Consider the following 17,409-nt stretch of genomic DNA (forward strand, 5'->3'; position numbering starts at 1 on the left):
GGGCCTGATGCGAAAGTATTTCAACTCAACTCCTCGTCAACCACTTGTTGACCTGACTTCCCACGATAACCGCTTCTGCCTTCATCCTCTCCAGCGTTCTTGTGACTGCAGAGTTGTACGCTGCCGTGCCAGGCTTCAAGCCACTGGTCGCTCTGTCAAGATTATCATATACGTACTGATGGTATGCCTCAGGGTGCGGCCCACGATGGCCCTTGACTGCAACCAGATTCTCTACAGACTTGTTTATATCAAGCCCTGCGCCTTCGAAGAACCGCATGTACTCTTTGGTCCACGCGACCTTTCCATTGGCCCCCACAAGACATTTATTGGTGCAAATATGATGCTTGGGAGCAGACTCGAAATCGACGGGAGCGGGGACCGATGAACGCGCACCATCCAAGGTGACGTAACCCCCACTATTGTCTTTGAAGATCGGCTTGCCTTCATCCGTATATCTCCCGGTCGAGGTGTAGGTTCCTCCTCGCGGACCAGTAACGCTGGCCGTGCCATCGGCGTTCTTGACCAGCGTGTAACCGTTGGGAACATTGAACTCTGGCGAAGGCAGTGCCAACGGCTTGTTCACAGGCGCCGGGACGTCTGCCGGCTGTCGCGGGGGGACCAGATCGGGTGCCACCGGCTTTGCAGCGGCGCCTGACTCCAACGCCGCCAGTTTCCTGGCCTTCGCGGCCGCCCGCATCGCGGTGACATCACCCAGGCTGATCACAGCCAATGCGACGTCCAGCCCCATGTCACCCTTGGTGAATCCGTTTGCGGCCACATCGGCCAGGTTCCATTTCTGGTTCAGGCCCAGCTCGTAGGTCGCCGCATCCCAGCCGTTCCCGAAGTAGCCTGAAATGGACGACCAGGCGCCGGCGCCCTTTTCCTTCATGACACCCCAGCCGCCAATTTCACCGATGCGCTGGAAGTCGTTCAAGGCCTGCTTGGTGCTCTCAATGGACATGTAGATGGCATTCATCTTCGCCATGTCCATGACCATTCCACCCGCGTTGGTCACCACGCCTGCTCCCGAGCCCGCCTTGTCGAACAGCAGATTCAGTGCCGCGTTGGCCGCCGCCTCCTGTGTCTTCCCATTCAACGCGAGCATGCCGGCGGTGAATGGATCGCAGCGCCCTGCCGCTGCACAGGTGATCTTGTAACGGGCATCCAGGGAAGACGTATGCGTCAGCAGATCGGAGGCGAGCTGGCCACCATTGCCCTTCGTCAGTGCCGCCTGGGCCAGATCAAGGCCATTGTCGTTGATCCATCGCAGATAGGTGGAATCATTCTGGGTAAGTGACCAATAGGCGTCACCCAGTTTCGACTGCTCTGCGCGGCAGGCAGGCGAATCGGCAGCCGCGGTACATGCTGCAATCAGTGCCGTATTGCGCGCATCCGACAGCGCTGCCAGCTCCTTCTGTTCGCCGCAACGCTCCCCGCTCTTCATGCAGCTAAGCATGGCGTCCAGGAACTGCATGCGCTCTGCATGATTCAGGTAGTTGTTCTCGACGGAGTTCTTGGCGATGGTGGCTCCCAACGCCGCACCCATGGCTCCGTCTCCACCAATCCCACCAGCCATCGCGCCGACCGCCTGGCCCAATGCCTTGATCTGCTGTTCCTGCTCCGGAGTCAGCTGCCCGCCATTCTGCCGCGCGTAGTAGTCACCCAGGAATTTGGCTGCCAGTTCACCACCTCCTGCAGCAGCGGCTCCGGTACCCGCCGAACCCCCATTCGCCTCCGCAAGCAGCGCGCCAAGAAGCGCGTGCGAGAGCATCTGCATCGCCTCACTTGGGACGGCGCTCTGCTTGTTTGGATCGAATGTCTTTCCAATCAGCTCAGCGGCGTAGGGCGCGAGTGTGTTCGGGATGACCTGACCACCTGCCTGCCCTGCCACGCCGCCGACCAGCGCGGTGGAGACCGCGTTGAGCGCACGGCCGTAGGTACCGTCGGGTGCCCACTTCTGCTGCGTGACCAGTGCATCAGGGTAGGAGCTGTCAAATCCGGCAAGGGCGGCGTACTGGTCCTTGGAACTGAGGTTGGCAAACGCCTCCTTCTCTGCGGCGCTCTTCCCTTCCAGGTAGGCATCAGTGATCTTGTTGATCCCGTAGCTTCCAATGTCCGATGCGATCTGCTTGCTGGTGGCCAGTACCGTGCCTGCTGCATTCGCCATCGCCTGCTGATCGGCCAGCATCTTGTTGGCATCCGGCATTGCCTCCAGCGCGCGGTGTGCCGCAGCTGCATCGGTATTGACACCAAGTTCGGCCGCTGTGGTCTTCCTGCCGCCGATGGTGATATTGCCCTCGGTCAGTGTTGCACGCGTGCTTGAACTGTCGCTGCCACTTTCATGCATCGGCAGTCCACCGCCGAACCCGACACCATCCACGCCGCCGAACGTTCCGGATTTGATGCTGCTGCCGATACCCTGCAGCTGCTCAACCGCTCCCACACTCTTGTCCGTCGGGCCCTTGCCACTGCTGCCGAAGCCACCGCTGATGCTGCCCGACGTGGCCTTGTAGTCCATATGGTTCTGCAGGTCGGTAAACGTCAGCGAATCCGCAGTCAGCTCGCTGTTTCCTGCATTGGTGCTGGCGATCGCGCCGCCCACCAGATTCACGTGGCCAGCATCCACGTGATAACCACCATTGCCGGCAAACAGGCCGCTCTGCTGGCCAACGCCCTGATAGCTACCGTTGGCCTTGCCTCCGCTGGCGTAGCCGTCGGCGTTCCACGCGGTGCCGAACGAGACCTGCACGCGGCCGCCCACCTGGCTGTTCTTGGACATGCTCTCGGCGACGTCCTGCAGCGATTCGATGGTCAGCGTGCCCCCCGTCTTGACGTCGATGCGGTCGGCGGTGGCGGTCGCGCCGCGAAGGGTGGTATCGCCCTCGGCCTTCATCGAGATGTTCTTGCCGGTCAGCGTGGTGTTCTGCCAGGTGCTGCTCTCGGCATTGGACTTGCTGCTGCCCACACTCGCTTCGGCGTAGACATACACACCGGTCTGCGCACCCACCGCAACGCCCACGCCGACTTCGGCGCCGGCATTGCTGCTCTTGCTACGGTCGGCCACATGCGCCTTGCCGGCTTCCAGCAGGATGTCACCGGCCGAATCCAGACTGAGCGTGTTGCCCGCGCTCAGGTTGCCCTGCACCACGTGGATGTCGCCCTGGGTGCTGGTCAGGTTGACGTTGCCGCCGCCCTGGATGGTAGAGCCACGCGAGACCTGGCTGCTGCCGTCGGCACTGCTGCTGGAGGTCTTGAAGCCAACGCCGGCCTCGGCACTGATCAGTGCCCCGCCTCCGCCCTTGCCGGCCATGCTGGAGATGGCACTGGCGGCCTGATAGGCATTGGCACCAGCAGCAAGCCCCTGCATCTTCTGCAGGCGGTCGTCGGACTTGCGGGCGGCGTCGACGTTGTTGAGCAGATCGATCAACGGCGATTTCACCCGCGCGAAGGCGCCGATCTTCAGGTCCTTGTCGCTCTGCGAGTAGTGACCGCTTTCGTCAGCGGTCAGCAGCTCGATCTCAGCGGCAGTGATGTTCACGTCCTTGGCCGCCACCACATTGCTGGCGCTCTGCGTGTACTTGCCACCGGCGGTGAGGTTGACGTTGCCGCCGAGACTGCCAATGGTGCTGGCTACCTGCGAGACCTGCGCGCTGTCATCGCGATGCTGCTCGCGATGCCAGCCGGAGAACTTCTCGGTATCGGAGATCTGCACAGTGCCGATCGCCTTGCTGTCCGAGCGGTTGGCATTGCTGACCGTGTCCTGCCCACTACGGATCGTCAGGTCGCCCGCAGCGCGGATGCTGACGTCCTTTTCCGCCGCAATGTTGGCGGCGGTCAGGCTGATATCGCCCTCTGTGGTGGCCATGCGTACACCGCCACCCACCGACAGCTGTGTGCCGGTGATGGTATCGCTCTGGCCGGCGCCATCGCTGCGCGCGTTGTTGGTGCCGATCGGCAACCCGGACGAGTTGGTGGCGATACCCCAACCCTTGCCCCGGCTGTCGCTGTCACTGCGCTCGGTGTTGTGCGCGACATCGAACACGATGTCCTTGGTGGCCAGCAGGACAGCATTGCCCTCGGCCGTCATCTGCGCACCCTGGCTGGTGATCGAGCCGCCATTGGCGATCAGCGAGAGATTGCCGCCAGCATTGAGGTTGCTGACCCGGGCGTCACTGGTGGAGTGGCTCTGGTTGCTGTTCGAGCGCTGGCTGCCGGCCGTGATCGCCGGCAGCACGGCCGCCGACACGCCGGCCGCTACGCCTTCAGCGGTACGCGTGATCCGGCCCATCATCGTGCCACTGTCGGCCATGCCTTCGGTGGCGTTGTCGCGTGCAGTGCGGTACGCCTTGGCCGGGTCGTAGGTGACGCCCACCGAGAACCCGCTGGACTTGCTCGACTGGCTGGCCTGGGTATCCACCGTATCCTGGCGGGCAATCAGGTTGATGTCCTTGCCGACCAAGGTCAGGTCCTTGCCTGCGGCCACGTCGGACGCGGCGATCGTCAGCTGGTTGCCGGCGTTGATCAGCACGCTGCCTTCGCGCGAGGCGATGGCGGAGCCGACCTGGGTGGTCGACTGCTCGGCAGAACTGCTGCTGTTCTTCGAGCTGCCGTAGCCGATCGAAGCGGTTCCATTGGAGAAGCCACCGGTGAAGCCGGACTTCTTCCTGGTCTCGCTGGACTCACTGCTGTGATGGTCTTCCGCAGAAGTGATCAGCACATTGTTGCCCGCACCGAGGACCACTGTGCCGGTGGCATCAACCACCGCGCCTACGGCGGTCAGATCGCGGCCGGCGGTGACGCTCACGCTCTCGCCCATCAGGCCGGTGCCAATGGCGTAGCTGTCGCTGCTCTCGGCGTGGCGGGTGGTGGTGGTGCTCGACAGGGTTTTCTTTTTCTTGTCGTAGCTGTCCAGGCTGAAGTCATGCGTTTCGTTGGCCGAAAGCAGGTTGACGTCGCGACCGGCCGCCACACTCAGCGTGCCATCCGAGCTGGCAACCTGGGTGGCAGTCAGGTTGATATCGCGGTTCGCTCTCAGCACTACATTGTCGCCAGCCTGCAACTGGCTGCCACGCACGGTCTCATCACTCTGGCTGATCTGCAGCGAGCTGCGCTTGCCACCTGCATTGAAGTCGCTGCTGCGGCTGTCCACCAGCGCCTGGCTGTTGATATCGCCACCGGCCTGCAGGGCCATGCCGCCATCGGCCTTGATGCGGGTTGCAGCCAGGTTGATGTCCTTGCCCGCCGCCAGCACCACATCGCCAGCGCCCTCAATCGACGTCACCGCATGCGTGGTCTGGCTGTTGCTGGTGTGGTTGCGGCTGTCGTGGTTCAGCGCACTGCTCTGGCCCAACGTCTGCGCACCCAGGTCCAGGTTGCCACCGGCAACCAGCTGGGTGATGCCGTGGCTGCCGGCATTGCGGATCTCTGCAGCCTTGAGGCCGATGTCACCGCCGGCCACCACCGACAGCACGCCATCGCCACCGGAGTTGGTGACATACAGGCCCGCCACGCGATCCAGCGTTGTCTTCTGCTGCGACAGGCGGTCGCCCTGATCCTTCCATTCCGTGGTGGTCGAGGCCACGGTGATGTTGCCGCCGGCCTTCAACGCCAGCGCATCGGTAGCCTTGACGGTACTGCCGATGATGTCGATGTCCTGCCGCGCCGACAGGCCCACCTGGGCACCGCTGATCTGGCCGCCGGACAGGTTGCGGATGTTGCCGGCATCGATGCTGACCAGCTGCCGGCCGGCAATCGTGCCGCTGTTGACCAGGTCACCGCGCAGTTTGACGTCCACCTCCGCGCCGGCCAGCAATGCGCCATCGTTGCCAAGGTCGCCCGGCAGCACCCGCAGGTAGACCTGCGGGACCAACGCGCGAACCACCGAGCCATCGGCCAGGGTGACGTCCTTTTCCACCAGCCAGACGATGTCGCTGGTCAGGCGTGCCATCTGCTCGGCGGTGAGCGCTACGCCTGGGCGCAGGCCCCATTCGCTCGCCACCGTGGCACCGGCCTCGAGCAGCGCGCGGTACTGGTCCTCGTCGCTGGCATGGCCGGTAAGGAAGCGGCGGCCGGTGAGTTCGCCGATCTGCTCGCGCACCAGCTTCTGCTCGTAGAAGCCGTCGCCCAGGCGCTTCTGCGTCTGCGAGGGATCGAAGCCTGCGCGCTGCAGCAGGTAATCCGAGCTGAGCCAATCGCGATAGCTGGCAAAGCGCGGGTCGGTTTCCACGATGTGGTTGCCACGGTTGGCGTCCACATTGAACAGGCTGGCGGTGGGTGCACTGGCATTCGGGCTGGTGGTGATCACCACGCGCGGATCAGCACCGGTTGTCGTCGTGGCCTGCTTGCCATCCACTGCGGCATTGCCACCACTGCCGGCATGCTCTCCGGCGCGCACCGCCGCCGGGCCGTTGGCATTGGCCTGCCCGGCCTGGGCGGCATTGATGTCCTGCGCCGTGCCAGCACCCGCCCCGGCGTTGCCGGCCTGGCTCGGGCCCTGGGCACCCGTCGCGTCCGCGCGCACGCCGTCGGTCTGGGCGACCGCCTGCTGATGACCACCGTTGGCGCCCTGCGCCGCGCCAGCGGTGCCCGGCCCCTGTGCGTCCACGCTGCCGGCACCCTGGCCTGTGCTCTGGCCGGGCCCCTGCACGCTGCCCGCGCCGGGGCCGACCGCACCTGCACCGCGGCCGCTGGTATCCAGCTGCGCGGTGCCCTTGCCACCACCGGCGTTGGGGTTGCTGCCCCCGTTGTTGTCGTTGCGCAGGTTGCCGACATCGATGGTGAGCTTGCCACCGGCGGTTATCGACGAACCCAGCGCGCCGGTCTTCTCGGTGATCGGTGCCGCCTTCCAGCGGCTGGAGGAGCCACCGTAGGTGATGGACTGGTTGTCGAAGGTGCTGGTACGGGTCAGCTGCTCGGCAGCATTGATCACCTCGGACTGATCGCGGTTCAGGCCGACGATGGCCAGGTCGCGACCCGCGGCGATGTTGGCGAAACGGTTCTCCAGCCGATCGGTGCTGATCCGCATGCTGCCGCCCGCGTTGATCACGGCGTTGTTTCCTGCCGAAACCACCACGTCTTCCACGGTGGTGCGGGTGGCAATGCGGGTCTTCTCGTTGCCGCTGGTCTCCTGCGGGTGACGCTGCATGTTGATCAGCGTCGCGTCCGGATTGTCATAGTCCGGATAGGTGATGATCTGCACGCAGGTCGTGGTGCAGGTGCCGTAGGCGTTGTTGTACCGAAGGGTATCGGTCACGTACTCGATCGGCGGCGACCCCGGACCACGGGTGGACAGATCGCGGAAGGGATCTTCCGCGCCTGCGCCAAGCTGATCGGGATTGTTGCGGTTGTCGGCGCGGCTGACGTAATAGATCGTGACCGTGCCGTCCTGCACGCTCAGGCGCTCACGTGACGCGCGTGCGCCATGCACGCCACCGCGGGCGAACGCATAGGCGCTGGTGTTGCTGGACAGCCGGATCACCGCCTTGCGGATCTGCTGGCCATCCGGAGTGACATAGGGGGTGTCTTCGAGGATGTCCGCCGGGTTGAGGTAGTAGATCTCATACGGCTGGTAATTCGAGGTAGCGCGGAAATCCCGGTTGTTGTTGTTGGCGTTCTTGAACCAGCCGGGTTGTTCCAGCCGCACCGGTGCATGCACGGTGGTGACCTTCCCCACGACCACGTTCTCGCGGATGTTGTTCACCGCCAGCGCGGACAGGTCCAGGTTGCCGCTGACCTCGATGGTGGAGCCGATGTTGTCCACCTTCTGGGCGCTGCCTACCGCGCCCAGGCCGTTCAGGGCACCGCCGATGGCAGCGTCGCCATCGCTGAAGATCAGGCTCTTGCCGCTGTTGGTCAGCGTGCCGACGCCGAGGTCCAGGCGCTGGCGCGCGGCGATGGTACCTGCACGGTCCACGCCGCCGATGTTGGCTGCCAGGTTGTTGAGCGAACTTGCCTGGATGGCGACGCGGTCACCGTAGATGCGGCCGCTGCCGATGTTGTCGACGGTCGCGGCGGTAATATGGGTGACGTTGCCGTCCAGCAGGCCGTAGTTGACCAGTGCGCCGCCCGCTGCAAGGCGGGTCAGGCCGATGCTGCTGATCTCGCCGGTGGAGGCGTTGGTGATGTTGCCCGCATTGATGTTGACGTTGGCGCCGGCCAGCTTGCCGGTGTTGTCCAGGTTGCCCTGGATGGACAGGCTCAGCGTGCCGTTGGCCACCATCTCGCCACGGTTGGTGTGGCTCTGGCCCAGCTCCAGAGTCATGTCACCCTGCGACATCAGCCGGCCATCACCAATGATCTCGCGGGTGCGGAGGGTCTGCTGCCTGCCGGCCACCAGGGTGCCGCCGCTGTTGACCAGGGTATCGGCGCGGACATCGGAGCCCAGCGCCGCCGACACCAGGCCACCGCTGTTGTCCAGGCGCTGGTTCACCTGCAGCACGAGGTTGTCGGCAATCACCTGGCCGTTCTGGTTGTCCAGGTTGCTGGTGGTCACCTGCAGGGTCTTGCCCTGCAACCCCAGTGCAGGACCATTGCCCGGGCTGAGCGTATTGCGGTTGTCGACATGGCCGGCCTGCAGGTCGAGGCGGCCGGTCGCGGCCACCAGGCCGCCACTGTTGAGCAGCGCGCCCTGCAAGCTGATGTCGGCATTGCCACCGGCGGTCACGCTGCCACCGGTGTTGGCCAGCTGCTGCGCGCGCAGCAGCAGGTCGGCCGCACTCACCAGCGAGCCGCCGCCACTGTTGTCGATGTTGATGGCCTGCACGTCGGCACCGGCCTTGGCGGACACCGCGCCACCACGGTTGTCCAGATCGCCGCTGCGGATCTGCAGCGTGCCACTGCTGACAATGCCGTTGCCGTTGGAACCGGCATTGATCAGCCGCTGTCCGGCGGTGTTGATGCTGAGGGCTGCCGCCGACTGCAGCAGGCCGCCGGTGTTGTCCAGGGCACCGCTGCGCAGCTCTGCGTTTCCGGAAAGGCTGGCAATGATGCCGCTGCGGTTGTCCAGTGCCTGGCCGCGGGTATCCAGCTGCAGATCGTTGGCGATGATCCGGCCACTGTTGTTGTTCAGGCCGCTGGCCGAGACCTGCAGGTGCTTGCCGGCCTGGACCAGGCCGCCCTGGTTGCGCAGCGCATCGGCGCTGGTCAGCTGCATGTCCTGACCAGCAGCCACGGTGCCACCATCGTTGTTGATGGACTGTGCCTCGGCCAGCAGTGCGCCTCCGGCAGACAGGGTGCCCTTGTCGCTGTTGTCGAGCAGGCCGTCGACGCGCACGGTCAATGCGCTGCTGCCATCGCTGTGCACGATGCCGCCGCGATTGTCGAACGCGCCTGCGGTGAGGGTGGCGTCTCCTGTGGTCAGGATGCGGCCACCGCGATTCTCCAGCGCGTGGGTGATCGCCAGGGTGCTGATACCGCCGCCGGCAGCCTGGATCGTGCCCCGGTTGTTGAGCAGCTGCGCGCTGCGCAGATCCAGCGTGCCATTGCCGGCAAGCGTGCCACCGCTGTTGTCCAGCCTGTCGCGCGCGGACACCTTCAATGCATCGCTGCCAGAGGCGATGATCGAACCGCCCGCGTTGAGCAGCGTGCCTGTATCCACGGCGATGCGGGTAGCCGACAGCGTGCCGTCACGCAGGTCGGTGGTTTCGCCGGTCAACTGCAGGGCGCCATTGCTGAGCAGCTTGCCGCCCTGGGCATTCAAGGTGTGTGTGTTGATGGCCAGCATGCCGGTGCCAGCTTGCTGCACGGTGCCGCCGGCATTGCCGAACACTGCACTGGTCAGTGTCAGGTCGCCATTGCTGGCGATCAGGCCGTTGCCACCGTTGTCCAGTGACGTGGTGGCCTGCACGGTACTGGCCTGCGCGCCCGTCGCCAGCAGCTTGCCGTTCTGGTTGTCGAAGCGGTCGACGTTGAGGGCGAAGTGATCGGCAGTGAGGGTGGCGCCGCGATGGTCCACGGTCACTGCATCCAGCTGCAATCCGCCTGCCGTGGCGATGCTGCCGCCGGCGCCGTCCAGCTGGGTGGCCTGTACGGTCAATACGCCCTTCCCTGCATGGACGATGCTGCCCGCGGCATTGACCAGTTGCCCGGCATCGACACGCAGGTTGCCGGCATTGCTGGCGAGGGTGCCGCCGCCGTTGTTGAAACGGCCGGTGACGGTGATCCGGCTGTCGGACGTACCTGCCGAACTTAAGGTACCGCCCGCATTCGACAGCGAACCGGCGCTGATCTGCTGCGCACCGTTGGCAGCGATGGTGCCGCCGTCATTGCCCAGCGCGCCGCGTACCTGCAGCGACATCGCCTGGTTGCCGGTAGCGGTCAGCGTGCCCGCCGTGTTGTCCAGCTGGCCGGCCTCGACGCTGACCTGCTGCGCGGCCGTGGTGCCCGCACTGAGATCGATGGTCTCGCCCTTCAGTTGCAGCTCGCCATTGCTGACGATGCGGCCGGCATGACCCTGCAGCGTGTCGGCATCGATCTGCAACAGGCTGTCGCCCGCCTGCTCGATGCTGCCGGTGCGGTTGTCCAGCGAAGCCGCTGACACGCGCATGCCCGCACCGCTGGCGATGACACCCTTGTTGCTGTTGTCGAGCAGGCCATCGGCCTTTGCCACCAGGCGTGCTGCGCTGTGCAGCGTGCCGCCCTGGTTGTCGATGCTGCCTGAGGTGATGCCGAGCCCACCGTTGGCCAGAATGCGGCCGCCACGGTTGTTGAGGTCCTGGCCGATGCTCAGCTGGCTCGCTGCGGTGCCGGCGGACTGCAGCGTACCGCCAGCATTGACCAGCACGGCGCTGCGCAGGTCCAGCCCACCGTTGCTGGATACGGTGCCGCCGCTGTTGTCGATGCGTTCGCGCGCGCTCAGTCGCAGCATGTCGCCGCCGGTCGCGGTCAGCGTGCCGCCGGCGGTGATCAGGGTGCCGGTATCCACCTCGATCCGCTTGGCCGAGGTGACACCCGCCCGCAGGTCGGTGGTGGTGCCCTTGAGCAGCAGGCTGCCATTGCTGACCAGCGTGCCGCCCGTACCGTTGAGCGTTCCAGCATTGATCGACAGCACGCCTTCGCCAGCGTGCTGCACGGTACCGCCGGCATTGCCGAACACCGCCGCCTGGATGCCCAGGTCGCCATTGCTGGCCAGCAGGCCACCCCCGCCGTTGTCCAGGCTGCCGACCACGTCGATCCGGCTGCCCTCCGCACCCGTCGCCATGACCTTGCCGGCCCGGTTGTCGAAGGACTGTGCGTCCAGCGCGATGCGCTCGGCCTGCAGGGTGGCGCCGCGATGGTCCACGCTGCCCGCCTGCAGGGTGATGGCGCCCGCGCTGGCGATGGTGCCGCCCTGGCCATCCAGTTGCCCGGTGCGCAGCAGCAGGCCCTGGCTGCCGGCATGGCTGAGCGTGCCCTTGACGTTGGCCATGCTGCCGGCGTCGATCTTCAGCGCCGCACCATTGCTGGCCAGCACGCCGTTGCTGTTGTCGAACAGGCCATCCACGTGCAGCTCGGTGGAAGCGCTGCCTGCCGAACTGAGCGTGCCGCCGCGGTTGGAAAGCTCGCCGGCTTGAATGTTCTGGGCACCGTTGCTGGCGATGGTGCCAGCGTCGTTGGCCAAGCGACCGCTGATCTGCATCGCCAGCGTTCCACTGCCCGTAGCGCGCAGCGCACCCGCACTGTTGTCCAGGCTGCCGGCCACGATGTCGAGCTGCTCGGCCGCCACGGTACCGCCGCGCAGGTCCAACGACCCGCCCTGCAGATCCAGCGCGCGGGCAGTACCGATGCTCCCGCCCTGGCCCGACAGTGTTTCCGCCTCGATGTGCAGGTTGCCGTTGGCAGAGATCGAGCCGCTGCGGTTCTCCAGCTGTGCAGCCCGGATCGCAGAGGCCGCTTCACCGGCCGCAATCAGCTTGCCATGGTCGTTGACAAAGCGCCCTGCGCGTACGTCGATGGCGCCATTGCTGCCCAGCGTTCCGCCGGTATTGTCTAGCAGGCTGCGGGCCTGCAGCTGAAGGGGCTGGGCGCCCAGCGCGCTCAACTGACCACCTGCCGTGATCACGCTGTCACCATCGATGCTGATGCGTTGCGCCGTCGTGGTGCCCTCGCGCAGATCGAGGCTGTCGCCCTGCAGGTCCAGCGAACCATTGCTGAGCAGGGTGCCGCCGGCACCGGTCAGGTCCTGCGTGGTGATGGCCAGGCTGCCGGAACCGGCCTGCTGCACGGTTCCCCCGGCATTGCCGAAGGTGCGCGCGTGGATATCCAGGTTGCCGTTGCTGGCGAGGGTGCCGCCATTGCCGTTGTCCAGCGTGCCCTGCACGCGCAGCGTATTGCTGCCGGTGCCAGTGGCGACGATGCGTCCGCCCCGGTTGTTCCACCCGGCTGCCGTGATGTCCAGTTGCGTGGCGGTCAGCGACGCGCCCTGGTGATCGACTTCGGCCGCGTTGAGCTGCAGTGCGCCGGCGGTGGCGATCTGTCCCTTCGCGCCGTCCAGGCGCCCGGTGTCGATGACCAGGCCGGCGGTACCTGCATGGCTGAGCGTGCCACCTGCGTTCATCAGGGCGCCGCTCTGCAGCTGCAGGTTGCCCGCATTGCTGGCAATGCTGCCGCCGCTGTTGTCGAGGGTGCCGTCGACCCGGATCTGCGACGCCGCGGTACCGGCCGAGTTGAGCGCACCGCCGCGGTTGGACAGCGCGCCCGCGTGGATCTGCTGGGCGCCGTTGGCACTGATGCTGCCGCCGTCGTTGCGCAGCAGGCCCTGCACCTGCAGCTGCATCGCATTTTCGCCCAGTGACAGCAGGCTGCCGCCACTGATGTCCAGCCCGGCAGCATCGATCTTCACGTCATGGGCGCGGGTGCTGCCCTTCTGCAGGTCCAGCTGCTGCCCGCTCAACTGCAGCTGACCGTTGCTGGCAATGCTGCCACCGGTCCCCTGCACCGAGGTCGCGTTGATCTTCAGCGTGCCGGTGCCGGCGTGGTCGACGCTGCCGCCCTCGTTCAGCAGGCCATCGGCCGTGATGTCCAGGTCGCCATTGCCGGACAGCAGGCCGCGCTGGTTCTGCAGCCGCTGGCTGGCATGGATGCGGCTGGTGCCGGTGCCTGCGGCGATCAGCTTGCCGCCATCGTTGATGACGGTGCCGCCGTTGATGTCCAGCGCACCATTGGCACCCACGGTGCCGCCGCTGTTGTCCAGGGTGCGCGCGACCTGCAGGCGCAATGCATCACTGCCCGTCGAGGTCAGCGTGCCGCCCGCGGTGGTCAGGTCGCCGGCACGTACATCGATGCGCTGTGCAGCGGTGGTGCCATTGCGCAGGTTGAGGGTATCGCCGTGCAGCTGCAGGGTACCGTTGCTGAGGACGGTGCCGCCCTGGCCCTGCAGGTTGGCGGTGGTGATGCGCAGGTTGCCGGTACCCGCCTGCTGCACGGTACCTGCGGCATTGCCAAAGGATGCTGCGTCGATCTGCAGGTCGGCATTGCTGGCCAGCAGGCCACCGTCGCTGTTGTCCAGATGATTGCGCACGCTGAGCGTACTGGCCTGCTGGCCGGTGGACAGCACGCGGCCGCCACGGTTGTCGAAATCCCGTGCCGTCAGCTCGAGCTGGCGGGCGACCAGCTGCGCGCCGCGGTGGTCGGCACGGCCCAGCAGCAGGTCTGCCGCGCCTGCGGTAGCGATGCTGCCCTGTACACCCTCCAGTACCTCCGCTCGCAGCAGTAGCCCTTCGCTGCCGGCGTGGTTGATGTTGCCCTTCGTGTTGACCAGGGTGCCGATGTCCAGACCCAGGCGCGTGGCATTGCTGGAGATGCTGCCCTCGCCGTTGTCGAGCTGACCGATCGTCCAGGTCGTCGCCGCGCTGCCACCGTGGGCAAGGCTGCCGCCACGATTGATCGCCGACTGCGCCTTCAACTCGAAGCCACGGGCGAAGGTCATGCGGCCGGCGCTGTTGTCCAGCTGCTGCACCTGCGCGCTGGCCGCACCCTGGACCTGCAGGGTGCCGCGCATGTTGCGCAGCGCCTGTCCCTGTACCTGCAGGGTACTGGCGCCCAGCGTACCGTCGCTGTTGTCGAGGCTGTTGCGGGCGCTGAGCTGCAGGTCACCGCTGGCTTCAATGCGGCCACCGTCGTTGCTCAGGGTTCCGGCGATGTTGAGCATGCCGGTTGCCAGGGGCGGGAGCGGCGTGACCGGCGGGGTGCCGGTGCCCGGAGAGCCGCTGCCTGGGGTACCCGTGCCGGGCGTGCCGGTGCCCGGATTGCCCGTACCGGGCGTACCGGTGCCAGGCGGGGTACCGGTGCCGGTACCCGGCGAGACGCTGGCCACGTTGCCGATGCGGCCCTGCAGATTGCTGACATCGGCCGCCTGCAGCTGCAGCGCCTGCGTTCCGAGCTGTTCAATGCTGCCGCCACGATTGCGCAGCGCATCGGCGTTCACTTCGATGCGGCGCGCATTGAGCGTGCCACCACTATTGTCGACGTCTACCGGGGTCTGCACGCGCAGCTCACGCTCGGCACTGAGCGTGCCGGCATTGGCAATCCCGCCGCTGGCGTCGATGCGGGTGTCCTGCTGCGCATGCATCGCGCCGACATTCTCCAGCCGGCCATCGGCGGTGACTACCAGTTCACCGGCCTGCGCGCCGATCTTGCCGGCGTTGCGCACGCCCACGCCGTGTTCGTTGCCGACCAGCCAGATCCGATTGGCGTACATGCCGCCCAGTTCGCCCACGTCCAGCGCGAAGACGGGCGCCGCCGAAGCTGGCTTCTGCGCCTGGACACTGCTGTGATCGGCACTGACCACGTTGCTTCCCAGGCTGGCCTGCAGCTGGTTGGCCCAGATGCCGGCGTTGACCTGCAACGAACGGGTGATGATGTCGGTGTAGTCGGCGCGACTGGTATCCAGGCCTGCACCACCGACTCCGATGCTGCCGCCTTCCACGCGATATCCGTCCAGCACGCCATTGGTGACGATCGGCGTGCCGGTGGTGAGGGTCACCCGGCTGGCGTTGAGGAAGCCTGCGCCATTGACCTGGATGCCGGCCGGGTTGGCGATGACCACCTGCGCCCGCGCACCCGCGACCTCCACGTAGCCATTGAGGTGGCTGGGGTTGCTGCTGTTGACCTCGTTGAGGATGACACGCGCGGTACCGGTGGCCAGCCACGGATTGCCCTGCACCCAGCCACCCAGCTGGGTCTGCACGTCGCCGCGCGAGTTGTTGAGGATGACACCCTGCTGGCCGACGTCGAACTGCTGGTAGGTGTTGCGCGACACACCGCCGGCGCTGGGCGTGGTGATGTTCACCTGCGGCGTGCCGTTGGCCGAGGTGATCACCGTCGGGCGCTGGTTTGCCGGTGCGCCGGGGTCGGCGGCAATACGGCCGCGATCAGCCGGCGCCTGCTGCGCGGACAGCGGCTGCACCAATCCCACCCAGCCCAGCACCAGCCAGAGCGCGAAACTGATCGGCCGCAGGGTGCCGACGGTATTGCCGCCGTGGTGGTCTATCCCGCCGTGCGCAGCGTTGACCAGCTCGGAGGCGACCTGCATGACGCCGAGCGTACGGTTGAAGACCAGACGGTAGACTTTGTTCACGGCGCTGATTCCTTTCGGTGCTGTTGGGTTGTATGCGCAGCAGGCTGCGCGGTACCGCATCGTGTTGGCCGCGCAGGGGACTGCGCAGGCCGGTCATGTGCAGGCGTCAGAACGAGACGCCCAGGTTCATTCCGAAGGTGGTGTAGGCGGTCTGGAAGCCACGCGGCTTGGACAGCGGGCTGCCGACGAACGCATCCCAGTTGATGTGGCGGGTGCCACCGCGAAGCCCGAGGGCCGTACCGGTGAGCCGGTCGCCCAGCAATCGGGCCGTGGACGGGCCGGCGACACGCCCGTGATCAACGGCGACGTAGGCCTCCACACCGCCGCCTAGGGGCACGCCCACTTCATTGCGCAGCAACCAGCCACGCTCACCGGTCAGCGACATTTCGCCATCAAAGCCACGCACGGTGTAGCGGCCACCAATGGAGAACCGGTCCTGCGGCACCAATGGCGAGCGGTTCCACTGCGCACGCCAGCTGCCGATGTAGCGCAGGCTCTGCTTGCCCCACTGCAGCGGCAGGACCAGCTGCGCGTCCGCGTTATAGATGCGGCCATGCGCCGTGCCTTCGCCGAACGCCTCTTCCGGCGCACGCAACGCGTTGAAGGCACCGGTACCCTTGCGGTAAGCCAGGTTCAGATCCAGTGTCGCCTTGCCGATGAAGTGACGGTGGCCCAGGCCCAGCTCCCAGCCAGCCATGCGCCGGCGCTGCACTTCAATCTCGGTATCGTTGATGAAGTTGTCCGATTCGCGGTACCAGCCACGCGCGTACATGCTGGTCTTGGCATGCGCGTTGCGGAACAGCATGCGGGTCAGCCGCAGTTCCGCATTGCGGCTGGAGCCGCTGTAGACGTAGTTCTCGAACGCACCGGCAACGGTCTGCTCATAGTCGTACTTGCTGGCGTTGGCACCCAGCAGCCAACCGCCCAGCGGTACGCTGTAGTGCGCCGCCCAGCTGTCGGTGCCACGTTCGCTGCCGTTGAACACCGATCTGCCCACGTTGACGTAGAACAGATCGCTCAGGCCCGCAGGGTTGTCCACCGACACCGTGGCACCGGCCTGCATCTTGCCCGTGCTCTGGCTGCCGGCATCGTCCAGGGTCAGGTTGACGCGTACCGGACGCGCCTGCTTCCAGCTGATCACCAGGTCGCTTTCGCCGGGTTTGGCGGCGGCGCCATCGGCCGGTGGCGCGATCTGTATGTCCACTGAGGCGGTCGGCACGCGCTGCAGGTTCTCCAGCGCCTGCTCGATGTCACGCAGGTTCAGCACCTCGCCACGCTTCACCGGCATCGCATTCCAGAGGGCGGGGGTACGGTCTTCTCCGTCAGCGAAGCGGATGACGTTGACGCGCCCTGGCACGACCGTGAGCGTCAGCACGCCGGCCTTCAGGTCCTGCGGTGCGGCAAGGATGCGGGTGGTGACGTAGCCGCGCTCGATGATCGCGTTCTGCACGCGCTTCATCACGATGTCCACGCCCGCCGTACCCAGGCAGCGCCCGGTGGCGGGGTTGCTGCGGGGATCGGCTGCCGCCAGCGCCCAGCGGAAGCGGTCGGCAAGCTCGCCCTGCAGCGCGATGGTGGTGATGGTGAAACAGGGCGACTCATCAACCGGCAGGCGGCCGAGGTCTTCGGTGGCTGGCTGCAGGCGCACATCCGGTGTGGATTCCTGCTGTTCACGCAGCACGCGCTCGCGCTCCTGCTGCCGGAGCAGTTCCTGCTCCGGTGACACCGTCTGTGCCCATGCCGGCGCCTGGAGGCCAGTGATGGCCAATGCCACGCCCACGGACAACCGCCACTGCAACACCCGGCTGCGTACTTTACGTCCCTGTTCCACGATGCTTTTCCCTGCTGATGACTGC

General features: G+C 66.1%; 2 protein-coding genes. Both read right to left on the reverse strand.

The window, feature by feature from the left end; genetic code table 11:
- Window positions 1-25 precede the first annotated feature (25 nt).
- On the reverse strand, window positions 26-15,553 hold the full coding sequence (locus tag AC5P8Y_RS14295; RefSeq protein WP_495202030.1) for a hemagglutinin repeat-containing protein: 15,528 nt from the start codon (window positions 15,551-15,553) through the stop codon (window positions 26-28).
- 106 nt (window positions 15,554-15,659) lie between these two features.
- On the reverse strand, window positions 15,660-17,384 hold the full coding sequence (locus AC5P8Y_RS14300; protein WP_164227153.1) for a ShlB/FhaC/HecB family hemolysin secretion/activation protein: 1,725 nt from the start codon (window positions 17,382-17,384) through the stop codon (window positions 15,660-15,662).
- Window positions 17,385-17,409 lie beyond the last annotated feature (25 nt).

The organism is Stenotrophomonas sp. YJH_SMC_12-1, from assembly GCF_059370935.1.